Below are 23870 nucleotides of genomic sequence, written 5' to 3' on the forward strand. Positions count from 1 at the left end.
GAATTTATGCCTATGTCTGACTACACACTGTTTCAGGAAATTCCGTTAACCCGACCGACCACGCCTTTGCTGGATCAGATCGATCTGCCTGAAGATCTGCGCAAGCTGGATATCAATCAGCTGCCTCAGCTTTCAAATGAGTTGCGTGAGTTCCTGCTTTACTCTGTGGGTCAGACCGGTGGTCATTTTGGAGCAGGCCTTGGTGTTGTCGAGCTGACTGTAGCCCTGCACTATGCCTTTAATACCCCGGACGACCGTCTGATCTGGGATGTTGGTCATCAGGCGTATCCCCACAAGATCCTCACCGGTCGCCGGGAACAGATGCACACCATCCGTCAGTACGATGGCATTGCGGCATTCCCAAAACGCTCTGAATCAGAATTCGACACTTTTGGTGTTGGTCACTCCAGTACTTCGATCAGTGCCGCTTTAGGCATGGCTGTAGCCGCCCGCGAACAGGGGCTTAACCGGCACGTTGCTGCGATTATTGGTGATGGCGCTATGACCGCTGGCATGGCTTTTGAAGCCCTGACCCACGCCGCTCACGTTGACGCTAATATGCTGGTGATTCTGAACGACAATGAGATGTCGATCTCAGAAAATGTCGGTGGTTTTGCCACCTATCTGGCCAAAATTCTCTCCAGCAAGGCTTATACCCGCATGCGGGAGGGCAGTAAAAAAGTACTCTCCAAGCTGCCGATGGCCTGGGAACTGGCCCGCAAGACCGAAGAGCATATGAAAGGCATGGTGTCCCCAAGCACCCTGTTCGAAGAGATGGGTTTCCACTATATCGGCCCCATCGACGGTCACGATGTGCATTCTCTGGTCAACACGCTGAACAATATTAAGGATCTGAGCGGCCCTCAGTTTCTGCATGTAATCACCCGTAAAGGTAAGCGCTTTGCACCTGCAGAGGCCGACCCAATCGGCTACCACGCCATCACTAAACTGGAAAAAGATCACAAGCCGGAAACTAAAGCAGAAGAAACTGAGACAAAACCAGCCTCTAAGCCTGCACCGAAACCAAAATACTCCAATATTTTTGGTCAATGGCTCTGTGATATGGCTTCTCAGGACGAGCGGCTGATGGGCATCACTCCGGCGATGCGCGAAGGCTCTGATCTGATTGAGTTTTCCAAACAATACCCTGAGCGCTACTTTGATGTGGCTATCGCCGAACAGCACGCTGTCACTCTGGCGGCAGGTATGGCCTGTGATGGTCTGAAGCCCGTTGTTGCAATTTACTCAACTTTCCTGCAACGCGGCTATGATCAACTGGTTCATGATGTAGCGGTTCAGAATCTGGATGTTCTTTTCGCCATCGACCGTGCAGGTCTTGTGGGCGAAGATGGCCCGACTCACCACGGCACGCTGGACCTGAGCTTCCTGCGCTGCGTTCCCGGCATGGTAATCATGGCCCCTGCGGATGAAAACGAAACCCGCCAGATGCTTTATACCGGTTACCAATATGAAGGACCTGCTGCGGTACGTTATCCACGGGGTACCGGCCCGGGCGTTGAGATTCAGCAGCAGATGACCGCACTGCCTATCGGCAAGGCAGAAAAGCGCTTGTCGGGCACGGCAAATGATCAGAGCAAAAAGGTCGCGATTCTGGCTTTCGGTTCTATGGTTGCTCCCGCCCAGCAGGTTGCTGAAAAGAACGGCTATGGCCTGATCAATATGCGCTTTGTTAAGCCTTTGGATCAGAACGCGATTCTTGACGCTGCTAAAGAGTACGATCTGCTGGTAACTATCGAAGAGAATGCGATTTCCGGCGGAGCAGGTAGCAGTATCACCGAACTGCTGATGCAGGAAGCGGTAATCAAACCGGTGCTGAATCTCGGCTTACCGGATCGCTGGGTTGATCAGGGCAGTCCGGCTCAACTGTTAAGTGAATGCGGACTGGATGCTGAAGGCATTGAAGCCAGCATTCAGGCCTATCTCGCTAAACTCGGTTGAACCTGATTTTTAGCCGAATTCTTTAATCAAACTCTCTTAGCCAAAATCTGCAGCCTCTATCAAAACTGCAGATACAAAAAAGGATGCCAATTGGCATCCTTTTTTATTAATGGGATCTGGTCAGTCCAATCAGATATCAACTGGCTTAGTGCGATTGATATCCACATCATCAGCCTGAGTAAAGTTATCCAGATCCATCATGTGGCCCAGCTTACCGGCTTTAGTCGCCAGATAACCTTCATTATGAGGGTTCATACCCGTCTGGATCGCCACGCGTTCAGCAACTTCGACACCATAGTTCGCCAGCGCCTTCACTTTACGCGGGTTATTGGTCATCAGACGCACTTTCTGGATACCCAGATGGCTCAGCATCGGCTGACACATAGTGTACTCACGCATATCCGCACCAAAGCCCAGACGCTCATTGGCTTCAACGGTATCAGCGCCAGCATCCTGAAGATGATAGGCCTTAATCTTATTCAACAGGCCGATACCACGACCTTCCTGACGCAGATAAAGCAGCACCCCACGACCTTCCGTTGCGATACGCTTCAGAGCCTCCTGAAGCTGATAACCACAGTCACAGCGCATACTGAACAGCGCATCGCCAGTCAGACACTCAGAGTGAACACGGGCCAGTACCGGCTCGCCATCAGAAAAATCCCCCATGGACAGGGCAACATGATCTTTACCGGTTTCCGGATCTTCGAAGCCGTGCATAGAAAATACTCCCCATGGAGTGGGCAGCTTGGAGGATGCGATAAATGTTACAGACACGGTTCACCTCTACCGGATATCAGAAGGGCACTTATTCTATCAGCGAGTTGACGTTTGTCATCCTTTCAACAACTTAAAACAGTGTTAACCCAAAACTCGACTTAAGTGCTATTGCTCAATTTTACCTGCAGGAAGTTTGACTTTTATACTAGCGGGAGGGGCTGTCTCCGGTACAATAGGCACAAATACTCCGGCAGCGGAAACTCTGTTATCCGCAGGCCGATGTCATACGTCTAAACCGGTTTATGAGATCATGACTGAACTGAAAAACGATCGTTTCCTCCGCGCCCTGCTGCGCCAACCTGTCGATGTAACCCCTGTATGGATGATGCGTCAGGCAGGCCGTTATCTGCCTGAGTACAAAGCGACCCGTGCACAGGCTGGCAGCTTTATGGATCTTTGCCGCAATGCCGATCTGGCCTGCGAAGTGACCATTCAGCCTCTGGAGCGTTTCGATCTGGATGCCGCAATCCTGTTTTCCGACATCCTGACGATTCCGGATGCGATGGATCTTGGTCTCTATTTTGAAGAAGGCGAAGGCCCTAAGTTTAAAAAGACCGTTCGTACCCAAGCAGACGTTGACGCACTGCCAATTCCCGATGCCAACCGGGATCTGGGCTACGTGATGAATGCGGTATCCACCATTCGCAACGAACTGAACGGTCGCGTACCTCTGATCGGTTTCTCCGGTAGCCCCTGGACACTGGCCACCTATATGGTTGAAGGCGGTTCCAGCAAAGAATTCCGTCATATCAAAGGCATGCTGTACGGCCAGCCAGACACCCTGCACCAACTGCTGGATAAACTGGCAGAATCTGTAACCAGCTATCTGAATGCTCAGATCCTTGCGGGTGCTCAGGCGGTTCAGATCTTTGACACCTGGGGCGGAGCACTAAGCACACCTGCCTATCTGGAATTCTCCCTGAAATACATGGAGCAGATCGTACATGGTCTGATCCGTGAACATGAAGGCCGTAAGATCCCTGTGATCCTGTTCACCAAGAATGGCGGTCAGTGGATCGAGCACATTGCTGCAGCGGGTGCTGACGCTGTTGGTCTGGACTGGACCACCGAGCTGGGATCAGTTCGCGCACGCACTAAAGGCCGTGTGGCTCTGCAAGGCAATATGGACCCTAATGTGTTGTTCGGTTCCCCTGCCGGTATCAAAGCTGAAGTAGCACGTATTCTGGACAGCTACGGTTACGGTAATGGTCACGTATTCAATCTGGGCCATGGCATCAACCAGTTTGCGAACCCTGAGCACGCTAAGGTATTCGTTGATGCCGTTCACGAGCTGAGTGCGCGTTACCACCAGTAAGGCTATCTTTTACTGAAGCAGGGATTTTCCCATCGATCCGGAGCAGATCCGGTAAGGAAGTAGTATGAACACAGACACGCGTTCGGAACCAACCTCACATCAGGATCTGCCACCGGAGCACGAACTAACCAGCCTGCAACTTCAGCTGGAAACCCGTGAGCGTCTGGTTCGGCTTGAAGAGGAAAATCGTCATCTGCGGGAACGGGTGACCGATCTCAACGACAAGCAAAAGCGGCTGCGCCAAAGCTTCGACGATGAACGGGCTGCGAGTCAGCAACAGCTGAATGACAGAGCCGGTAAACTGGGACTAAGAATCGACACCCTGAGCCGGCGTCTGGATCGGTTATTCAGCTTCTGGATGGTCTCAACCATGCTACTGATGCTCTTTGCCGTTGCTATCATGTTTAAGGCTGGTCACTGAGTCTTCGCTATAGCGTTAAGCATTAGTAAAGAAGCGAATGTAAAGAAGCCAAAAACCGCGATACTGCAGAGAGCAGATCGCGGTTTTTTATTATCAGAATGCTTCGGATCCTATTTCTCTTTCGGCACCCGCCCCATCAGATAAAACTCGGGGTTTGGCGGTGTATTGGTCAGACTGACCAAACGATTCGACAAGCCAAAGAAAGCGGTGATTGCGCCTATATCCCAGATATCATCCTGGCTAAAGCCTACCGATTGCAGCTTCTGCTCCCACTCATCATTCAGTTCGCCCACATCCTGAGAGATATAAAGTGCAAAATCGAGCATAACCCGCTCACGCTCGCTGATATCTGCTGTTTTGTGATTGATCGCCACCTGATCAGCCACTAAAGCATTTTTACTGTAGATACGAAGAATAGCCCCGTGCGCTACTACACAATAAAGACACTGGTTACGGGAACTGGTCGCCACGACGATCATCTCTTTCTCGGCAGGAGTGAGAGTATCGGATTCTCGCTCCATCAAAGCGTCGTGATAATCGAAAAAGGCTCGGGCCTCCAACGGACGGTGCGCCAGCATAAGAAAAACATTGGGCACAAATCCGGCCTTCTCCTGAACGGTCAAAATACGATCTCTCAGATCATCAGGCAGATGCTCTATAGTTTCCGGAACCGGAAAACGACTTAAAAACTGAGCCATGTAATTCTCCTTCTATTGTTAAACGCTTTTTTGTCTTTGTTATTCGTTTTCGGCCTATTTTGAGGCCTTAGTTATATTTGTATGACAAATACACTAAACAAGCATATCCTGATAAACAAGAGATACGAATGACCTTAAAGTCAGGAGAGAGTCGGATCAGTCTTCGTTTTGATAGTTGTAACTAATGATCAGGCGATAGAAGTTGATGCCGTTGTTATCACGATACATGTAGTTGTTGGAGTAATGGCGTACACCGAAATCCCACTGCCAGCGAGGTGAGAAATAACCACCAACACCTGTATACTCGGTGAATTGCAAAGTACCGCCCAACTCTTTATGGCCAATAACTTCATTGGCGATAAGGCTAAGACCTAAGGAAGTATCAGCATAACTTAGAATGGAATCTTCAGAAAAATTCCATCGGAAGCCCTGAATAAAATCCAAGGTATTATTGGAAGAATCGTGAGCTAACTTCTCGCCTTCCAGTTGCCACATGGTGTAACTGAATTGCTTGTAGCTGCTTAGCCAAAAACTCTCAGAAAAACGATACCCTGCATCCTGCTTCCATCGTAGTGTTATCTCATTAGAGACAATCTTGTCAGATGGACCTGTACCAATGGAAAAAGAATCGACTCCAGCTACATTCGACGCAGCTATTGCCCCAACCCAGATAGGGATCCCAAGTCTCCAGACCGAGGATGGCGGCTCAGCCGCAGAGATACTTTGAGAGGCAAATAGCAGGGCAAACAAGGAAAGAAGATATCTGATTTTTTTTGTAGGAATTTTCATCCAACCAGCCATTTTTATTCTGTGGAGCAAACATACTATAAAAAACAGGGGCTTAGTGCCCCTGTTTTTTATTCAAGCCCGTATCAGGAGGCTGCATTCAGCGCCTGATCAAGATCAGCCAGAATATCGTCGATATGTTCAATACCGATCGACAGACGCACCATATCTGCAGACACACCTGCAGCCAGTAGCTCTTCATCATTAAGCTGTCTGTGGGTGGTAGCGGCCGGGATCGCAGCACAGCTTTTTGCGTCACCGATATTTACCAGACGCAGGATCAGCTGCAGGGCATCATAGAATTTAGCACCGGCCTCACGACCACCTTTGATACCAAAGCTCAGAATTCCCGAGGCTTTACCGCCCATAAATTCTTTCGCCAGTGTATTGTCTTTATGATCAGCAAGACCCGCGTATTTCACCCAGCTAACCTGTTCATGACTCTGCAGGAACTCAGCGACTTTCTGGGTATTGTCACAGATACGTTCGACACGCAGAGACAACGTTTCCAGCCCTTGCAGCAGATTCCACGCACTCTGTGCCGACAGTGCAGCGCCCATATTACGCAGAGGCACAACACGGGCGCGGGCGATAAAGGCAGCCTCACCCACATCACGGGTGTAACTCACACCGTGATAAGACACATCCGGCTCATTCAGCAGCGGGAAACGATCGGCATGCTCTGCCCACGGGAACTTACCGGAATCGACAATCACACCACCGATGGTAGTACCGTGACCACCGATATACTTGGTGGCTGAGTGCACAACAATATCTGCACCCTGCTCGATTGGACGCCATAGGAAAGGTGTTGCAACAGTATTATCCACAATAACCGGCACACCATGTTTGTGAGCGATATCAGCCAGTTTGGCAATATTCACCACGCTTCCGGAAGGATTACCAATCGACTCACAGTAAACCGCTCGGGTTTTATCGTCGATCAGGGCTTCAATACCTTCAAAGTCATCCTTATCGGCAAAGCGTACTTCAATACCCTGACGCGGAAGAGTGTGGGCAAACAGGTTGTAAGTGCCACCATACAGCTCGCTGATTGAAACGATATTATCGCCCGTCGAAGCAATGGTTTGGATCGCATAAGTGATTGCAGCCATACCGGAACTGACAGCCAGCGCTGCGATACCGCCCTCAAGAGCTGCAATACGCTGCTCCAACACATCGCAGGTCGGGTTCATAATTCGGGAATAGATGTTACCGGTAACTTTAAGGTCAAACAGGTCTGCCGCATGCTGGGCATCATCAAACGAGAAGGAAGTTGTCTGATGAATCGGTACCGCAACAGAATTCTGATTATCTGCGGTATAGCCATGATGAAGGGCGATAGTTTCGGGTTTCATAGGGATGCTCTGCTCCGTCCGTGACAGTTCTTATGATGAGTTAGCACTTATTATTGCGCTTTATTTTCAAGGCCACCTGCGGTTGATCCCCAGCAGATGGCACCAAAAAATCATGACTGAGAATACATTGCACCGCAATAGCCAATTCTTCACACGAAGGTTGGTCGTCACCAACGACATCGCAGTGTATATTTATACACCCAAAGACAGACCCAGCAACTGAGGCATCAAATGGCGAAAAGTAAAACCGGTTTTGTTTGTATTGATTGTGGCGCTGATTACCAGAAATGGCAGGGGCAGTGCAGTCAGTGCGGACAGTGGAATACGGTGCAGGAGGTTCGTTTAGGCGCAGCATCCAGCCGAAAATCATCGCCAGCCGCTGGCCGAAGCGGTTATGCCGGAGCTGCCGACGGCAAAATTCAGGATCTGTCGGAAGTCAATCTGCAGGAACTGCCTCGCTTCAGCAGTACCGTCAGTGAGTTTGATCGCGTGTTAGGCGGCGGTATGGTTCCGGGTTCTGCCATTCTGATCGGCGGGCATCCGGGAGCGGGTAAATCGACACTGCTGCTGCAGGTTCTGTGTCAACTCTCGCAGCAGATGTCAGCGCTTTACATTACAGGTGAAGAATCTCTGCAGCAGGTCGCCATGCGTGCTCAGCGACTCAATTTGCCTGTTCAGGGACTAAAGATGCTGCCGGAAACCAGTGTCGAAGCGATTCTCGACATTGCGGAACAGATGAAGCCTAAAGTGCTTGTCGTCGACTCTATTCAGGTCGTACATCTGGATGATATTCAGTCCGCACCAGGCAGTGTAAGCCAGGTTAGAGAATGTGCTGCAGCACTAACTCGTTTTGCCAAACAGACAGGAACCGTTCTGCTGCTGGTAGGTCACGTCACCAAAGATGGCTCTCTGGCGGGTCCTAAAGTTCTGGAACATATGATTGATGCCTCCCTGCTACTGGAAGGTTCCGCCGACAGCCGGTTCAGAACCTTGCGGGGGCAGAAAAACCGCTTCGGTGCAGTCAATGAGCTGGGCGTCTTTGCCATGCTGGAAAATGGTCTGAAAGAGGTGAAAAATCCAAGCTCTATCTTCCTGAGCCGTGAAGATGAAGAGTCGCCAGGCAGTGTCGTTATGGTGATCTGGGAAGGCACCCGGCCACTTCTGGTTGAAATACAGGCGCTGGTCGACGAATCGCACATGGCCAACCCAAGACGAATCAGCGTGGGTCTGGATACCAACCGTATGGCGATGTTGTTAGCAGTACTGAACAAACATGGTGGGCTTTTTACCGGTGATCAGGACGTTTTTGTCAACGTCGTAGGCGGTGTTAAGGTACTGGAAACCAGCGCTGACCTGGCCCTGCTACTTGCCGTGGTATCCAGTCTGCGCAATCAGCCTTTACCCCATGATCTGGTGATTTTTGGTGAGGTCGGCCTATCCGGAGAGATACGCCCTGTGCCGAGCGGCCAGGAACGTATAAGAGAAGCGGCAAAACACGGCTTCAGACGAGCGATTGTTCCGAAAGCTAATATGCCGAAGTCGGCAATCGAAGGAATGGAAGTAATCGGTGTAACCAAGCTGTCAGAAGCGCTGGATGCTCTATAGAAGTAGTTATAGATCTAACTCAATACCTGCGCTCAGCTGGGAGGCATCATCTCTCAGTTGAGTGTAGTCCACTGTGAATACAAGTGAATTCGACATCTTCAGAGTCACACCGCCGCCGTATGCTTTACCCTTAAAGGAGTAATGCTCTTTCATATTATCTTCAACAAAAGGGTCGTCGAAACTGTACTCAACCTGCACATAGCCATACTTCATATTGAAATCGAGCCAACTTCCCATTGGATGGATAACCATCAGATATGCCCCTGAAGTTGTGTACTCAATATCGCATGGAGTGTCCTTATCATCAGACTTAACCCAACCGCGAAAAGGCGCGGCTTCAGTATATTCCAACTGAAAGGCCCAAAAAGAGCTTAAGCGATAACCTAAAGTGTAGGTTAACGGCTCAGCCTTTTGAGTATCCATTCCATCAACAGATACCTCCCCGCCAAACACTCCCAGATAGCCGTGTGCAGTGGCAGCCAGGGTTTTCAGCGGGAGCAACAAAATCAAACTTGTAAAAAGAATCCGCAGCAAATCTGATGCCTCGATTGAACAATTACTTTAAATCGATAAATAGCATCTCATAGATTAATTTTAATTTCCGTGACTCTGTGCAAAAAAGTCTGCGTAGCAAACATTTTTTACAAAAAAAGCAGGTTAAACCTGCTTTTTAGAAACATCTTGTTACCCAAAGGTCTGTCTACCCAAGCAATAAGCTGTCATCACTTAGTTCTTCGCCCTTAGTTTTCGAGAACAGCGCCAGCAGATCCGGCACATCCAGGCCTTCCCGCTCTGCACCTTCAACATCAAAGGCGATATTACCCTCGTGCAGCATCAGGGTTCTGTCCCCAACATCCAGTGCTTGTCGCATCGAGTGGGTCACCATCAGTGCTGTAAGGTTTTGCTCTTCAATAATGTTCTTGGTCAGCTCCAGCACAAAAGCGGCAGTCTTGGGATCCAGTGCCGCAGTGTGTTCATCCAACAGTAGAATTTTCATCGGCTGGAGGGTCGCCATCAGAAGGCTCACCGCCTGACGCTGACCACCAGATAACAAGCCCATACGATCCCCGAGGCGCTTCTCCAGACCCAGCCCAAGTCGAGCTAAGCGCTCTTTGAAAATTTCCTGATATTCATGGCGTATTGAACGACTCAGGCCGCGGCCCAAGCCTCGTTTCAGTGCCAGAGCCATATTTTCTTCAATGGTCAGGGCTTCACAGGTTCCTGCTAACGGATCCTGAAAAACCCGGGCAACCAAACCTGCACGCTTGTTGGTTGGCCAGCGGGTCACATCCTGATCATCGATCAGAATTTTTCCCTGATCAGCCAGCACTTCACCGGCCAGAGCATTCAGAAAGGTCGACTTACCGGCACCATTACTACCGATCACCGTCACAAACTGACCTTCAGGAATGGTCAGATTCAATCCCCTTAATGCACGGTTTTCCAGAGGCGTTCCAGCACCAAAGGTTACTGCAAGCTGTTCAACCTGAATCATGCCTGACCTCCTTTGCGTTTCAGCAGTTTCATACGCGGCATCACAATCGCCAACGTCACCAGAACAGCGGTAATCAGGTTCAGGTCCTGTGCCTTCAAGCCGATCCAGTCGGCGTTCAGGGCGACGGCAATCGCCAGCCTGTAAAGAATGGCACCAATAAGGCAGGCGAAAATCCAGCGGGCGATGGTTCGGGTAGACAGAATCGCTTCTCCACCGATTACAGCAGCCAGACCAATAACGATAGTCCCCACACCCATGGTCACATCAGCTGTACCCTGACTCTGGGCGAACAGGGCTCCTGCCAGCCCAACCATACCGTTTGCGACAGCAACGCCAAGAATAGTCAGACGTCCGGTATGCACACCATTGGCACGGGCCATTTTGGCATTCACACCGGTTGCCCGCATCGCAAGGCCCAATTCAGAGGTCATAAAACGGACAAACAGCAGATAAACCACCAGTACAAAGCCACTGAGGATAATCGGGTTGATCAGGTAAAAAGGGATATCCCAGTTCTCAAACGGGGTGAAAACGGTCTCATCGCCCAGTAGAGCAACATTGGGTTTACCCATAATGCGCAGGTTGATCGAATAAAGCGCAATCATCGTCAGAATTGACGCTAACAGATTCAGAATCTGAAGGCGTACATTGAGCCATGCGGTAACAGCACCTGCCATACAGCCTGCAACCATTGCCATCGCCGTTGCCAGCCAGGGATTCCATCCGGTGACGATCAGAGTTGCAGCAACAGCTGCACCCAGCGGAAAGCTACCATCAACGGTCAGATCCGGAAAATCCAGCACACGAAACGCGATAAAGACACCAAAGGCAACCAGACCAAACAGCAGGCCTGACTCCACAGCACCAAAGAAGGCAATTGAACTCACGATGATCCCATTAAGAGGTTTGGGGCTCGGGAAGAGCGGTTAACTGAGCAGATAGGAGCAGTAATTGGCCACTTCAATCTGCAGAAAATCAGTTGCGCCTTAACGAGAAAAAGCGGCACTTACGTCCGCTTTCTCACAAGACTACAACTTACTGAATAACTTTTTTCGCCTGATCGATCAGCGCCTGAGGCAGGGTCACACCCATGCGCTCGGCAGCTGCCGGGTTGATCACCAGATCCATCGTCTGAACACCTTCAACAGGGATGTTCTTCGGTGATTCACCTTTCAGAATACGCTCTACGATCACACCGGTCTGGCGACCCACCTGATAGTAATCAAAACCAACTGCAGCAACCGCGCCACGGTTTACAGAGTCGGTATCACCGGTAATAACCGGGATATCAGACTGCTCGGCTACTTTCAGAACAGCTTCCAGAGCGGAGATAACCGTGTTGTCGATTGGCAGGTAGATCACATCAACTTTACCTACCAGAGAACGGGCAGAAGCCAGTACATCTGAAGACTTAGTCGCCGCTGCTTCAACAACACTCATGCCGTGTTTAGGAGCCGCTTCGTGCACCATTTGAACAGAGCTGACCGAATTCGCTTCACCCGGGTTGAAGATCACGCCCACCTTTTTGGCACCTGGCACAACTTTTTTTACCAGCTCCATATGTTTGTCCATCGGCAGCATATCAGTCGTACCGGTCACCCAACGGGTCGGTTTGTCTAAGGCCTTAACCAGCTTAGCACCGACAGGATCGGTTACAGCGGAGAATACAACCGGAATACCACGGGCCGCAGATACAGCAGTTTGTGCAGACGGGGTGGTGATCGCAACGATCACATCCGGTGCATCACCGGCAAATTTCTTAGCCACCTGAGCAGCAGTCGCAGGGCTACCTTGGGCGCTTTCGTAGTTCCACTTCAGGTTTTGACCAACCACATAACCGCGTTCTGCCAGCTCATCTTTAACACCCTGACGAATCGCATCCAGAGACGGGTGTTCAACAATTTGAGTAATCGCTACAGAGGCATCAGCCTGAACCAGAGAACTTGTCAGGCCTGATGCCAATAACAAAGAACCCGCAATAATCTTACGAAGCTTGGTTTTAAACATGGTCGTCTCCAGAAGCGGCAACGGCTCTTAAGCGTTGCCTGAAACAAATAGGGCAGTCTCACATGGGCCATCGATGAACCTGTGAGTCTTTTTATAATTAAGAGCGGACTCAGCCGATCTTTTGAAATAATCTCAGCAGCAAACAACTATTCGCGCCGCAACCGATAAATGCAGTCGGATTTCCAGTGAAACTGCAAAATACGGGGCGTAACTATACCTTAATATTCTCTATGATCGAAAATGATGCCGGACAAAAATTCGCCCCTCAGACAAATTGCCGGAAAAATATATGAACACATCCTCGCCATCCGTCAAAGACGCACTTTATTTAGTGTTACATGAAATACCTGAAGGACGTTTTACCACTTATGGTCGTCTTGCCGAGCTGATTCCTCAGCGCACCACCGCACGCCAGGTTGCCCGTTTACTGAGTCAACTCCCTGAAGGCACTCAGTTACCCTGGCATCGGGTAGTTAATAGCCAATTTAAAGTTTCACAATTCGGCAAGTGTGACGAGCAGACTCAACGGCTGCAATCAGAAGGCCTCTTGTTATCTGCCAGCGGCAAACTCCCATCCAATAAGGTCTGGCCCGATTCACCCTGATGATATTCGCGTTAGATCAAAACATTACTACTGAAATTTTTTGCCAGACACAGCCTAAAAGTGAGCCAGATTCATTGATAAATGAGGAAATCTTGAACAGAAATTACAAAGGGTTGTGTTACCATGTTGCGCCTGTTGTTGGGATAAGTAACAAAACTTCCCTGTTACCCCTGCGAAACGCAACAACACTCCCAGTACGGAGTATCTCTCCTGTACCGCGTTGACCCACAACAGAAGTTCGCTACAGCTTATTTCAGACCGGCGATCTGCCGTGACCGTTAGAGGGTTCCAGCACCATGGCTACTACGTCTCTTGACAAGAGCAAGATCAAAATTCTTCTTCTGGAAGGTGTACACCAATCTGCCGTTGATAACTTCAAGGCAGCGGGCTACACCAACATCGAATATCACGCCGCTTCACTTCCGGAAGAGCAGCTAAAAGAGTCGATCAAAGACGCCCACTTTATTGGCATTCGCTCCCGTACTCAGCTGACCGAAGAGATCTTCGACGCGGCTGAAAAACTGGTTGCCGTGGGTTGCTTCTGTATCGGCACCAATCAGGTTGACCTGAAAGCAGCCATGATCCGCGGCATCGCGGTATTTAACGCGCCTTATTCCAACACCCGTTCTGTAGCGGAACTGGTACTGGCTGAATCCATCATGCTGCTGCGTGGCGTTCCTGAGAAAAACGCCGTTTGTCACCGTGGTGGCTGGTTGAAGTCTGCGAAAAACTCCTTCGAAATTCGCGGCAAAACTCTGGGTATTATCGGTTACGGCAGCATTGGTTCTCAGCTGTCGGTTCTAGCCGAGTCTCTGGGTATGAAAGTGATCTACTTTGACGTGATCACCAAACTGCCTCTAGGTAACGCAGAGCAGGTTGGCAGCATGAAAGAGCTGCTGAACACTGCCGATATCGTCTCTCTGCACGTACCTGAAACCGAAGCTACCAAGTGGATGATGGGCCCTGAGCAATTTGCTGAAATGAAGCAAGGTTCTATCTTCCTGAATGCCGCTCGCGGTACGGTTGTGGATATTGACGCTCTGGCTGAAGTGATCCGTAGCGGCAAGCTGCTGGGTGCAGCCATCGACGTATTCCCGGTTGAGCCTCGCTCTAACGATGACGAGTTCATCTCGCCACTGCGCGAATTCGACAACGTTATCCTGACCCCACATGTGGGTGGTTCGACCATGGAAGCTCAGGAAAACATCGGTGTGGAAGTATCCGAGAAGATGATCAAGTACAGCGACAACGGTACCACTACCAGCGCTGTAAACTTCCCGGAAGTTGCCCTGCCATCTCACCCTGGCAAGCACCGTCTGCTGCACCTGCATGAAAACGTGCCGGGCGTTATGTCTGAAATCAACAAGGTACTGTCTGATAACGGTATCAACATCTCAGGTCAGTTCCTGCAAACCAACGAGAAAGTGGGTTATGTGGTCGTTGATGTTGAGAAAGAATACAGCCCTCAGGCACTGGAAGCACTGCGAACCGTTGCAGGCACTATCCGTGCACGGGTTCTGTTCTGATCTCATTCAGCGACCTGAAGGTTCAGTCCTGAGCATTCGAACTCGTCACTGAACCGGCAAAACTCAAAAAGCCCGCCCAGATCACAAAAGGTGAACTGGGCGGGCTTTTTCAGGTCTTTACTTTATGTTCCGCATGGCTTTTTTTTGCTAATCTGCCATCAGTTCAATGCCTTGTCGTCAGCCCTTTCCATAGCGACGCCACAGGTCTCCACATAGTGTTTCAACGCTTGTTGTCAAAGGATTTGGAATCATGAAAAAAGCATCCTGGTTAAAACTGTCTGCACTGTCTCTGGCATTGGGTCTGGCGGCCTGTGGTGGATCCCCTGAGAAAGAAGAAGCCCCTGCAGCCCGAGCTTATCCTGCATGGGTAGACCAGCCTGTTGTGGCTGATGGTATTGCAGAAAGCGCTTGTGTGACTTCCAGCGGCAACATGACTCTGGACAAGAAGCGCGCGACCGCTAACGCCCGCGCTATGATTGCTCAATCTATCGAAACCCGCATCAAGGCGATGGATAAAACCTACCAGCGTGTGACCGAGAGCGAACAGGAAATGACTTCCGGTTCTACTTTTGAGAGTGTTTCCAAGCAGGTTACCGATCAGAGTCTGAGCGGTACTAAAGTGGTTGAAAGCGGTTACTTCAAAATTAACGAGAAGAACCAGTACTGCGTAATGGTCGGCTTTGGCCAGCAGGAAACCAAGGCCGTATTCGACAACGCGATGAAAGCGGCAAAAGCTGAAATGAGCCCAACCTCTGAGCGCGCTATGTACGAAGAGTTCCGCGCTTATAAAGCTCAGCAGGAACTGGAAGAGTCTCTGCGCTAAGCTAAATACCAGCCTGCCCAGTAAATCTGATCAGGCCAGAAAAAACGGGCTTAATGCCCGTTTTTTCGTTATAAACGCTCTAATTCTCATCCAATCAGACGACCTTATCCGGAAAACTATGACAGCCTCCTGTTCCCGCCCCGACACCTGCCCACTCTGCATGAGTAGCGATATTCAGCATTATTCTCAGGATAAAAAGCGGGATTACTGGCAGTGCCGGAATTGCGATCTGGTGCTTGTAGCCAAAGAACAGCAGTTGGATCACGAGGAAGAGAAAGCTGTTTATGAGCAGCATGAGAACAATCCGGAAGATGCCGGCTATCGCAAATTTCTCAGCCGTATGTCTCAGCCTGTTCTTGAGCGTGTTGCTCCGGCTAGTCAGGGACTGGATTTTGGCTGCGGTCCGGGGCCAACCTTATCGCTGATGTTTGAAGAAGCCGGACACAGCATGGCGGTTTATGACCCTTACTTTGCCAATAACCCGGATGTTCTCAGCAAAGAATACGATTTTATTACCAGCACCGAAGTCTTTGAGCACCTTTCTTCACCGAAAGAGGTTCTGGAACAGCTCCTGCCTATTATTAGGCCGGGTGGCTGGCTGGGACTGATGACCAAACGGGTTATCGATCAGACCGCCTTCAGCCGCTGGCACTATAAAAATGATCCGACCCATATCACTTTTTTCAGCGACCGGACGTTTCACTGGATCGCCGGGCATTACGGCCTGACACTGGCCATTGTCGATCAGGATGTTGTCCTCCTGCAAAAGCCCGTCGAACGTCTGTAATGGCGTTTAAAAGTATTCAGGCATAACCCACATCAGGACTTAATGGCGTTGTACTGGCGACAAAGACACCATTGCCACGGGCAACCTCTTTACCGCGCTCATCATAAACCACAGACTCGGCAATCAGCTGAGTCTTGCCCCGGTTCACCACCTGACCTTTAGCGGTTAAACGGCCTTTATTTACGGGACGGAGAAAGTAGGTGGTAAAACTTGCGGTCACCATAAAGAAACGCTTCTCCATGGAGTTAGCCGCAAAATAAGCGGCATCATCCAGCGCTTTAAACAGCACAGAACCATGAACTGCGCCAGCGGCGTGAAAGAAGCTTTCCTGAATCTGAAAACTGATCTCAGCTTCACCCTTACTGACATTGATTTCCGGCTGATAAAGGTCGTTACACCGACCGGAAAGGTACATTTTTTCCAGTTTTTCAAAATGATCCTGAGTCAACGTCATACTCCTTTCAGCTTGCTATTTAAAACTTAGGTTCGCTTTTTAAAACGTCATCATATCAAAGTGTTAACCAATCATAGACTCACCAGACATCAGCCCGACAAGAGATAACCGGCCTCAGCTTGTCATCAAAACGACACCGGGGCGTCAGCTTACTGTCATTCTATCTGCTTAACGTGACCACAAAAGTGTCAATAAAGGATTGATCTGTGGTGAATAGCGAACAAGCAGTCAGCATTGAAACGCCAGCCGGGACTGAAAAAGCAATCAACATCGAGCGCATTGTCAGCGAGAAATTTCCTGCGATCTCCCGCCGGAACCCTCTGATCAAAAACGGGCTGTTTCGTTTTCTGCGCTGGCTGTCGCGGGAACACGAGATCAATCGCTTTATGCGCCTGCATCAGGATGCCACAGCTCCGGAATTTGTTGATCATGTGTTGGACTATTTCGACTTCAGCCTGTCGATCAATGAAAACGAACGTGAAAACATCCCTACCGAAGGTCGCGTGGTTATCGTTGCCAACCACCCCATCGGCACACTGGATGGGCTTGCTCTGTTGAAACTGGTGCGCAGCGTGCGTCCGGATGTGCGCATTGTTGCCAACGACATTCTGATGCAGTTCACACCGCTGCAGCCGTTGCTACTGCCGGTGGATAATATAAGCCAGACCGGCTACAAAGAGAGCACAGCGCGAATTGTTGATGCTCTGAAAAATGATGAAGCTGTGATTATCTTTCCCGCCGGTGAAGTTTCCCGGGCAGGCCCTGCCGGCATTAAAGACAATCGCTGGCAGAGCGGCTTTCTGCACTTTGCCCGTAAGACCAATAGTCCGATTCTGCCGATTCATCTGGGCGGTAGGAATTCATCTCTGTTCTACAGCCTTTCCACCTTGGCAAAACCGATCGGCACTCTGATGCTGATGCGGGAGATGTTCAAACACCATCAGGTCTCCCTGCCGGTTCGTATCGGTCAGCTGATTCCTCTGTCACAGCTGGATATCAACTCGCTGTCGAACCGGGACAAAATCAAGCTGCTGAAAAAGCACGTTTATCGTCTGGCAAAAAACCGTAAACCTCTGTTCCAGACCGAGAAATGCATCGCCCATCCGGAAGACCGCCGCATTCTGCGCCGCGAGCTGAAACAGTCCCAGTTGATGGGTGAGACCAAAGATGGCAAGCAGATCTATCTGTTTGACAGCTTCCGGGATTCGGTGGTGATGAAAGAGCTGGGCAGACTACGTGAGATCTCCTTCCGTAAAGTGGGCGAGGGCAGTGGCGAGAAACGGGATCTGGACAAATACGATCACTACTACCGACACATCATTCTCTGGGATGAGGAAGAGTTGGAAATTGTCGGCGCTTACCGCATCGCAGAAGCGAACCGCATAATCGAAAATGAAGGCCTTAAAGCCCTCTATTGCAGCACGCTATTTTCATTGTCTGATGGGTTAACACCCAAGCTGAAGCAGGGCATTGAGCTGGGTCGAAGCTTCGTCCAGCCGAAATACTGGGGCAAACGCAGTCTGGACTATCTCTGGTTTGGAATCGGTGCGTATCTGCGCCACCATCCGGAAGTGCGCTATATGTTTGGCCCGGTCAGCCTGAGCAACAGCTATCCTCAGGCTGCAAAAGATCTCATTGTGCACTACTACAGTCACTACTACGGTTCAGCTCATCCTCTGGCTCGTGCAAACGCACCCTATACCCTGGCCAATTCAGAGAAACAGCAGATGTATGAGCTGTTCGCCGGTGACAATGTGCAGGAAGACTTCCTGATTCTGCGCGAGCAACTGGATCATCTCGGCGTTACCGTGCCAACACTTTATAAACAATACACTGAACTCTGCGAGCCGGGCGGCATTGAGTTTCTCGACTTCAGTGTGGATGCTGATTTCGGTTACTGTATCGACGGCCTGATTTTGGTGGAGATTGATAAGGTAAAAGAGCGTAAGCGGGATCGCTATATCACCGCAGGACTGGAAAGATCCTCATCGCAGACAGCAGCATGAATCCTCCCATAACCTTCTGAACCATGAACCGCGCTATCACTCAGTGACTGCGCGGTTTTTATTTTTCGCAAGCGCACAAATTATCAGCCATAATATCCCTACAATAACGGGTGTCATTAAAACGTCTCCAAGCTGTCAATGCTTTGGCATCTGAACAAATTAAGCTCGCTAACAGTCAAAAGCTTCTGCTCAACCTATGGAATATGGAGTAAGAGAAATGTCGTTATCACTGGAAGGTAAAAAGGGAATTGTGGTGGGTGTTGCTAACGAAAGCAGCATCGCCTACGGCTGTGCAAAGGCATTGCATGAAGCCGGCGCTGAAATTGCGATGACCTACCTGAATGAAAAGGCCCGTCCTCACGTTGAACCACTGGCAGAGGCGGTTAATGCCAAAATCTTTATGCCTTGTAACGTGGTGAAGCAGGAAGAGCTGGAACAGCTGTTCAAAGCCGCTGAAGAAGCTTGGGGCAAAATCGATTTTGTGATTCACTCAATCGCCTGGTCACCTATCGATGAGCTGCACGGCCGCGTGGTGGATTCCACCAATGAAGGCTTCTGCAAGGCTATGGATATCTCCTGCCACTCCTTTATTCGTATGGCTAAGCTGGCAGAACCTCTGATGAAAGATGGTGGCTCTCTGATCACCATGAGCTACTACGGCGCAGAAAAAGTGGTCGACCACTACAACATGATGGGGCCGATTAAAGCAGCTCTGGAAAGCTCTGTGCGTTACCTTGCAGCTGAGCTGGGCGAGAAAAACATCCGGGTTAACTGTGTATCCCCGGGCCCTATGATGACCCGTGCAGCATCCGGTATTGATCACTTTGACAAGCTGGTAGAAAGCGCTGAAACCCACTCACCACTGCATCGACTGGGAACACCGGAAGAGGTAGGCAATATGGCCACTTTCCTGATCAGCCCGCTGTCATCAGCTGTTACCGGTGGCGTGCATTATGTGGATGCAGGTCATCACATCATGGCATAAGCAATCGCGGCTGATGATCATAAAAAAACGCGGCTTCAATGGCCGCGTTTTTTATTTCGGAATCTTTTTCAGTGCACTAAATGCGGTATCAATATTCGTAAACCCGGCTGCCGCCTTCTTTCTGAGCCCGAATCAAAGCCCGCTCAGCCTCGCTGTATAGCAGATCATAACTCTTCTGACTGCCCAGCATACTGCTGATACCCAGACTGATATCCAGCTCATCACCCAATTCTGCTTCGATCTGTTGCTGCAGAGCAACGGCAAGGCGCATACCTTCGGATGCATCTGTAAAACTGGACCAGTAAACAAACCCCGTATCCGGCAGGAAACAGGCCTGCACATCATTCGGCAACATATGGCGCACTACACCTGCGGCCAGATTGATCTGATCCTGTGAAGGAGCCAGTACCGAGTCCCGCACACTCATTCCTACCAGCACAAAGGTGCTTGGGGTATTGGTATCCAGAGCCTGTAAACTTTCACGCATCCTCAGCTCAAATGCCTGAGGACTGAGCAGACCGGTTACAGGATCCTGCTCGGCCATCTCTTTAAGCGATTCGTGGGCTAACTCAAGAGCCTCTGTTTGTGTACAGATCTGATTGACCAGAGAACGGATACCATCAAGGGTGAGTTCATCAGAAAGTTGCGGACGATGAATAGCCGCATCCGGCTGCATACGTTCTACCGCGGAAAGGAAACGCTCACTATCCTGACGTACCTGCTTTGCCATCTCTTCCAGCGAGGATGCCAGCTGGTTGTAGGACTCCGAAATTTCAGCAACTTCCTTTCCACCATCCAGTGACAACCTGTGGTGCAGATCTCCGTGACCACTGGCAAGTTCTTTCATCGAAGAAACCAGCTTTCGGATCTGAGCATTCACACTTTGAACAAAGAAAATTACGATCACACCGATGGTAATCATCACCAGAACAAGGTTGATCAGGCTGGATTCCTGAATATCCTCAACTTCCTGACGTAAGGCTGTCAGGTTGAGGCCACTACCGAGTGTCCAACGCCAGGGCGCAAAGTAATCGGCATAACTGGTTTTGGGCAGCAGGACACTTTTATCTTCCGGATCAGGCCACTGATAATCGACAAAACCGCCGCCACTTGCTGCGACATCGTATAGATTGCGTACCAAGGGCAGCCCTGTCGGGTCCTGCATACCTAGAATATTTGTACCGACCAACTCCTTAATGCCGTTACTAATGGAAATTCCGGCTTCATCGCCCATAAAGACATAGTTTCCACCGTCATAACGGATCGCAGAAATCGCTTCTAGGGCAAGTTTCTGAGCCTCAGCTTCAGTGAGCTCGCCTGAAACCTGTCGGCCGTGGTAGTGCTTAAGGATACTCTTGGCAATATCAACAACATGCTGCACATTCCCCTCGTAGCAGCTTTGAATCGCATTGCGGCTATTTGTAGTTTCAAGGTAGGAATTGGCCAGCATCCCGCCAGCAAAAAGAGCCAGAATCAGCCAGACACGGGTCGAAATGGATGTACGCTTCATGCACTGAAATCTCCGTTGCTCCGTTCCCGTCCCTGTAAACGCGCTAACTGTCTGTATATCATTAGGATTTGGTTCAAGATTAATGCATCTTTATCTTAATTCAAGCAGGGGGTTGTTTTATATCCCTACAAAGTGTGCACTTTTGTAGCTAACCTTAGTCGAAATACCAGTATAAGGGTAAAAACTTTGCCGCTTCAGGACAGTAACTTTAAAATACCTGTACTGTTTATCCCAAGGAAATCTGATGGCTAAAAATCGTTACCCTGAAAGCTTCTGGCATCCGCGCTACTGGCCAACCTGGACAGGCTTCTTTTTTATCTGGCTGGCTGCTTTTATGCCATGGCCGGTGAAACGCGGAATCGGCAGCGCACTGGGCTATCTACTTTGGGCTCTTGCTAAAAGCCGTCGTCATATAACAGAGGTTAACATTAGTCTCTGCTTTCCAGAGCTTAGTCTTTCGGAGCAAAAACGGCTGGTCAAAGATGTTTTTATCGCCAACGGCATCGGTCTTCTTGAAACGGCCACCGCCTGGTTTCGTGATCCCGAATACTTACGCCCAAAATGCCGCATCAAGGGAGCGGAGCATCTGCAGGCTGCACTTAATCAGGGCAAAGGTGCCATCATTATCGGTATCCATTTCAGCACGCTGGATCTGGCCGGAGCGATCAACAAGCTCTGGTTCGATATCGATACCTTCTACCGTAAGCACAACAACCCGGTTTTCGAGTGGATCATGACCCGATCCCGTAAACGCATCTATGGTGCCGCCATTGACCGCCATGATCTGAAAGGGGCTCTGAAACGCATCAAGAGCGGTCGAGCGATCTGGTACTCCCCTGATCAGGACTTTGGCCGCAAGGTTAGCGTCTTTGCTCCCTTCTTCGGCATTGAAGCTGCGTCCATCAAGATGACCGCCCGTCTGGCCAAAATGACCAGCTGTGCAGCGGTTCCACTTGCCGTTCGTCGCCTTGAAGATAACAGCTACGAGCTGGAATACTTCCCCGCGCTGGATAACTTCCCATCCGGTAACGATGTAGCAGACGCAGGTCGTATCAACAGCATTATTGAAGGCCTGATCAGACAGCACCCGGAACAATATATGTGGATGCACCGTCGCTTCAAAACCCGCCCCGAAGGGGACAAGGGCTTCTATTAATTGATCTGGTTCATGCTTTAGTCTTCATACATATATAGAAAGCACTGCTTTTCCTTTAATATCTTCCTTTCAAATTAATCATTCGATCATGGAAAGGGGATATTTTGTGAAGATTAAAGCGCTGGTAACCGGGCTTTCTTTGGCCTTAGCCTCTACTTTCAGCAATGCAGCTGATGACATTAAGATTTACAGTAGCATCGCTCCAGAGTTTAAAGAAATTGAACCCAGCTTTAATCTGGTTCTCTTTTCAAGCATACAATCACTCGCTAAATATGAGTCTAATGCAACGGGTGTTGCCCCTCTGGAAGACGGGGCAAGTCTGGCAGATCGATTAGCGTCAGCCGCACAACAGAATATTCCATACCTCGCTCAAGCAACCCTGGATAACAAAAAAGAAGGTAGTGATGGATGGCTATCATCCTCATCCAGCAGCACTCAACTTAATGTCAGTATCTGGAACACCAGGTCCGGCGAGAAAGTATTCAGCTGGACTGAGGCTTATGGTCAGGTTTCTCCTGAGTCTTTGGTCTCGAAGTTGGAGTATCAGCTCCCTCTTCAGTTAAAAACATCTCTGAAAGAGGTTGGTCATGTAATTCAAGCCGAAAAGGGGCTTGTTTATTTCGACCTCGGTGCCGCCGCAAATGTTAAAAAAGGTGAGATATTTCGTGTCTTCCGACCTGGTAAGGAACTGCTGAATGCTAAAGGTGAACCTTTCGGCGCGCTGGAAGAGCAAACAGGTATCATTAAAGTTCTTGAGGTACAGTCTACTTACGCTACCGCCGAAGTTCTCCTTGGCCGACTTTCTATCCAAGCCGAAGACAATGTAGAACGTGCTAAAGATCAGAACCCAAGTGCTTATCGCGGAAAAATTGTTTCCTCATTAGATGATAAAGTCGCAATCAGCCTAGGCAAGAAAGTCGGTGTGACTGAAGGCTCTTACTATGCGGTCTTTAAAGACGTTAAGAATATTCAGGACGGTGAATCCTTCCGCGAAGAGGTCGGCCAGATTCGTATCGAAGAAGTTGAAGAAAACTTCTCTAAGGGGCGCCTATCTCTGTCAAACCATTATTCGCTAGCTAAAGCGATGATGAATGAAGGTGATTACGTTGAAGAGATCGAGCCTACACGAAAAGATCAGTTCTCAGTCGGTATCCTCAATACCAGTATCCTTGGAGATGCCAGTGGCAGTATCTACACCTTTGGTTATCAGCAAGATTCAAGCACACAAGTAGACTTAGTTTACCGTGCTAAAGTTGGTTTTGGTGATGCGTTCCTGCTAAGTGGCGGTGTCATGAATAGCGTTAACCATAGTCAGAACATTTTTTACGGATTGGATGTTATGTATCTGGATGGGCTAGGTGCAAACCTGTTCCTATCAGTCGATATCCCAACACCTTTTGCTAAGGCCATGGATCTGAACATGGAAACTGGCTACATCATGGGTACAAATGATAAGTATGAAGGTGTGAACTTTAATGTATCCATCAAGTATCCAATGGATATGCTAGCTGACCTGTAAAACGCCCTGCGCTTTGCTTTCTGATGAAGGGAGTTCTGTCTCCCTTCATTACTTCGTTATATCTCCCCCCCTGATG

The 23870-nt window shown here is 49.7% G+C and carries 22 protein-coding genes; 12 read left to right on the forward strand and 10 right to left on the reverse strand.

The window, feature by feature from the left end; translation table 11 throughout:
- Window positions 1-6: 6 nt before the first annotated feature.
- Window positions 7-1959, forward strand: a complete 1953-nt coding sequence (dxs, locus tag BV405_RS05715) for a 1-deoxy-D-xylulose-5-phosphate synthase (protein ID WP_086479893.1) — start codon at window positions 7-9, stop codon at window positions 1957-1959.
- 129 nt (window positions 1960-2088) lie between these two features.
- Here dxs and ribA read toward each other — a convergent pair whose 3' ends face one another.
- Window positions 2089-2736: a GTP cyclohydrolase II gene (gene ribA / locus BV405_RS05720; RefSeq protein WP_086479894.1), complete on the reverse strand. Its 648-nt coding sequence runs from the start codon at window positions 2734-2736 to the stop codon at window positions 2089-2091.
- Between the two features lie 253 nt (window positions 2737-2989).
- Between ribA and hemE the strand changes: the two genes are divergently transcribed.
- A complete protein-coding gene (gene hemE / locus BV405_RS05725) occupies window positions 2990-4054 on the forward strand; it encodes a uroporphyrinogen decarboxylase (RefSeq protein WP_086479895.1) in 1065 nt (354 codons plus the stop codon).
- A 64-nt stretch (window positions 4055-4118) separates the two neighbouring features.
- A complete protein-coding gene (locus BV405_RS05730; RefSeq protein ID WP_086479896.1) occupies window positions 4119-4475 on the forward strand; it encodes a hypothetical protein in 357 nt (118 codons plus the stop codon).
- 110 nt (window positions 4476-4585) lie between these two features.
- On the opposite strand, the gene BV405_RS05735 is transcribed toward BV405_RS05730, so the two are convergent.
- The 3 genes from BV405_RS05735 to BV405_RS05745 all read right to left on the reverse strand — a co-directional run bounded on the left by BV405_RS05735 (window position 4586) and on the right by BV405_RS05745 (window position 7317).
- Window positions 4586-5173, reverse strand: coding sequence for a peroxidase-related enzyme (locus BV405_RS05735; RefSeq protein ID WP_086479897.1), 588 nt, complete (start codon window positions 5171-5173; stop codon window positions 4586-4588).
- 156 nt (window positions 5174-5329) lie between these two features.
- The gene (locus tag BV405_RS05740; protein WP_086479898.1) at window positions 5330-5974 is read right to left on the reverse strand and encodes an acyloxyacyl hydrolase; all 645 of its coding nucleotides are present in this window, start codon (window positions 5972-5974) and stop codon (window positions 5330-5332) included.
- A 71-nt stretch (window positions 5975-6045) separates the two neighbouring features.
- Entirely contained in the window at window positions 6046-7317 is a 1272-nt protein-coding gene (locus BV405_RS05745) for an O-acetylhomoserine aminocarboxypropyltransferase/cysteine synthase family protein (protein WP_086479899.1), read from the reverse strand.
- A gap of 231 nt (window positions 7318-7548) precedes the next feature.
- Here BV405_RS05745 and radA point away from each other — a divergent pair, with 231 nt between their 5' ends.
- Window positions 7549-8922 carry a DNA repair protein RadA gene (radA, locus tag BV405_RS05750; RefSeq protein WP_086479900.1) on the forward strand — a complete coding sequence of 458 codons (1374 nt, stop codon included), beginning with the start codon at window positions 7549-7551 and terminating at the stop codon, window positions 8920-8922.
- A 6-nt stretch (window positions 8923-8928) separates the two neighbouring features.
- On the opposite strand, the gene BV405_RS05755 is transcribed toward radA, so the two are convergent.
- The 4 genes from BV405_RS05755 to BV405_RS05770 all read right to left on the reverse strand — a co-directional run bounded on the left by BV405_RS05755 (window position 8929) and on the right by BV405_RS05770 (window position 12424).
- Window positions 8929-9456: an outer membrane beta-barrel protein gene (locus tag BV405_RS05755; protein WP_140054475.1), complete on the reverse strand. Its 528-nt coding sequence runs from the start codon at window positions 9454-9456 to the stop codon at window positions 8929-8931.
- A gap of 166 nt (window positions 9457-9622) precedes the next feature.
- Window positions 9623-10417: an ABC transporter ATP-binding protein gene (locus BV405_RS05760; protein ID WP_086479902.1), complete on the reverse strand. Its 795-nt coding sequence runs from the start codon at window positions 10415-10417 to the stop codon at window positions 9623-9625.
- A complete protein-coding gene (locus BV405_RS05765) occupies window positions 10414-11304 on the reverse strand; it encodes an ABC transporter permease (protein WP_217895576.1) in 891 nt (296 codons plus the stop codon). Before BV405_RS05765 ends, BV405_RS05760 begins: the two co-directional genes overlap by 4 nt.
- A 148-nt stretch (window positions 11305-11452) precedes the next feature.
- Window positions 11453-12424 carry an ABC transporter substrate-binding protein gene (locus BV405_RS05770; protein WP_086479904.1) on the reverse strand — a complete coding sequence of 324 codons (972 nt, stop codon included), beginning with the start codon at window positions 12422-12424 and terminating at the stop codon, window positions 11453-11455.
- A gap of 289 nt (window positions 12425-12713) precedes the next feature.
- Here BV405_RS05770 and BV405_RS05775 point away from each other — a divergent pair, with 289 nt between their 5' ends.
- From BV405_RS05775 to BV405_RS05790, 4 genes are all read left to right on the forward strand, one after another.
- On the forward strand, window positions 12714-13028 hold the full coding sequence (locus tag BV405_RS05775; RefSeq protein ID WP_086479905.1) for an MGMT family protein: 315 nt from the start codon (window positions 12714-12716) through the stop codon (window positions 13026-13028).
- A 296-nt stretch (window positions 13029-13324) separates the two neighbouring features.
- Window positions 13325-14554 (forward strand): phosphoglycerate dehydrogenase, encoded by a 1230-nt coding sequence (gene serA / locus BV405_RS05780; protein ID WP_086479906.1) that lies wholly within the window; start codon window positions 13325-13327, stop codon window positions 14552-14554.
- A gap of 250 nt (window positions 14555-14804) precedes the next feature.
- Window positions 14805-15377, forward strand: a complete 573-nt coding sequence (locus BV405_RS05785) for an LPP20 family lipoprotein (protein ID WP_086479907.1) — start codon at window positions 14805-14807, stop codon at window positions 15375-15377.
- A 118-nt stretch (window positions 15378-15495) separates the two neighbouring features.
- Entirely contained in the window at window positions 15496-16164 is a 669-nt protein-coding gene (locus BV405_RS05790; RefSeq protein WP_086479908.1) for a class I SAM-dependent methyltransferase, read from the forward strand.
- 16 nt (window positions 16165-16180) lie between these two features.
- Here the strand turns inward: BV405_RS05790 and BV405_RS05795 are convergent, their stop codons facing one another.
- Entirely contained in the window at window positions 16181-16612 is a 432-nt protein-coding gene (locus BV405_RS05795; protein ID WP_217895577.1) for a PaaI family thioesterase, read from the reverse strand.
- Between the two features lie 215 nt (window positions 16613-16827).
- On the opposite strand from BV405_RS05795, the gene olsF reads away from it, so the two are divergent.
- Together olsF and fabI are read left to right on the forward strand one after the other, a co-directional pair.
- On the forward strand, window positions 16828-18624 hold the full coding sequence (gene olsF, locus BV405_RS05800) for a bifunctional ornithine lipid synthase OlsF (RefSeq protein ID WP_245832247.1): 1797 nt from the start codon (window positions 16828-16830) through the stop codon (window positions 18622-18624).
- 217 nt (window positions 18625-18841) lie between these two features.
- The gene (gene fabI / locus BV405_RS05805; RefSeq protein WP_086479910.1) at window positions 18842-19609 is read left to right on the forward strand and encodes an enoyl-ACP reductase FabI; all 768 of its coding nucleotides are present in this window, start codon (window positions 18842-18844) and stop codon (window positions 19607-19609) included.
- 88 nt (window positions 19610-19697) lie between these two features.
- Here fabI and BV405_RS05810 read toward each other — a convergent pair whose 3' ends face one another.
- Window positions 19698-21119, reverse strand: coding sequence for a cache domain-containing protein (locus BV405_RS05810; RefSeq protein WP_086479911.1), 1422 nt, complete (start codon window positions 21117-21119; stop codon window positions 19698-19700).
- 244 nt (window positions 21120-21363) lie between these two features.
- On the opposite strand from BV405_RS05810, the gene lpxL reads away from it, so the two are divergent.
- Together lpxL and BV405_RS05820 are read left to right on the forward strand one after the other, a co-directional pair.
- Window positions 21364-22275, forward strand: coding sequence for an LpxL/LpxP family Kdo(2)-lipid IV(A) lauroyl/palmitoleoyl acyltransferase (lpxL, locus tag BV405_RS05815; protein ID WP_086479912.1), 912 nt, complete (start codon window positions 21364-21366; stop codon window positions 22273-22275).
- Between the two features lie 106 nt (window positions 22276-22381).
- On the forward strand, window positions 22382-23794 hold the full coding sequence (locus BV405_RS05820) for a hypothetical protein (RefSeq protein ID WP_086479913.1): 1413 nt from the start codon (window positions 22382-22384) through the stop codon (window positions 23792-23794).
- Window positions 23795-23870 lie beyond the last annotated feature (76 nt).

This window comes from Oceanospirillum sanctuarii (assembly GCF_002150805.1).
Taxonomy (GTDB): domain Bacteria; phylum Pseudomonadota; class Gammaproteobacteria; order Pseudomonadales; family Halomonadaceae; genus Oceanospirillum; species Oceanospirillum sanctuarii.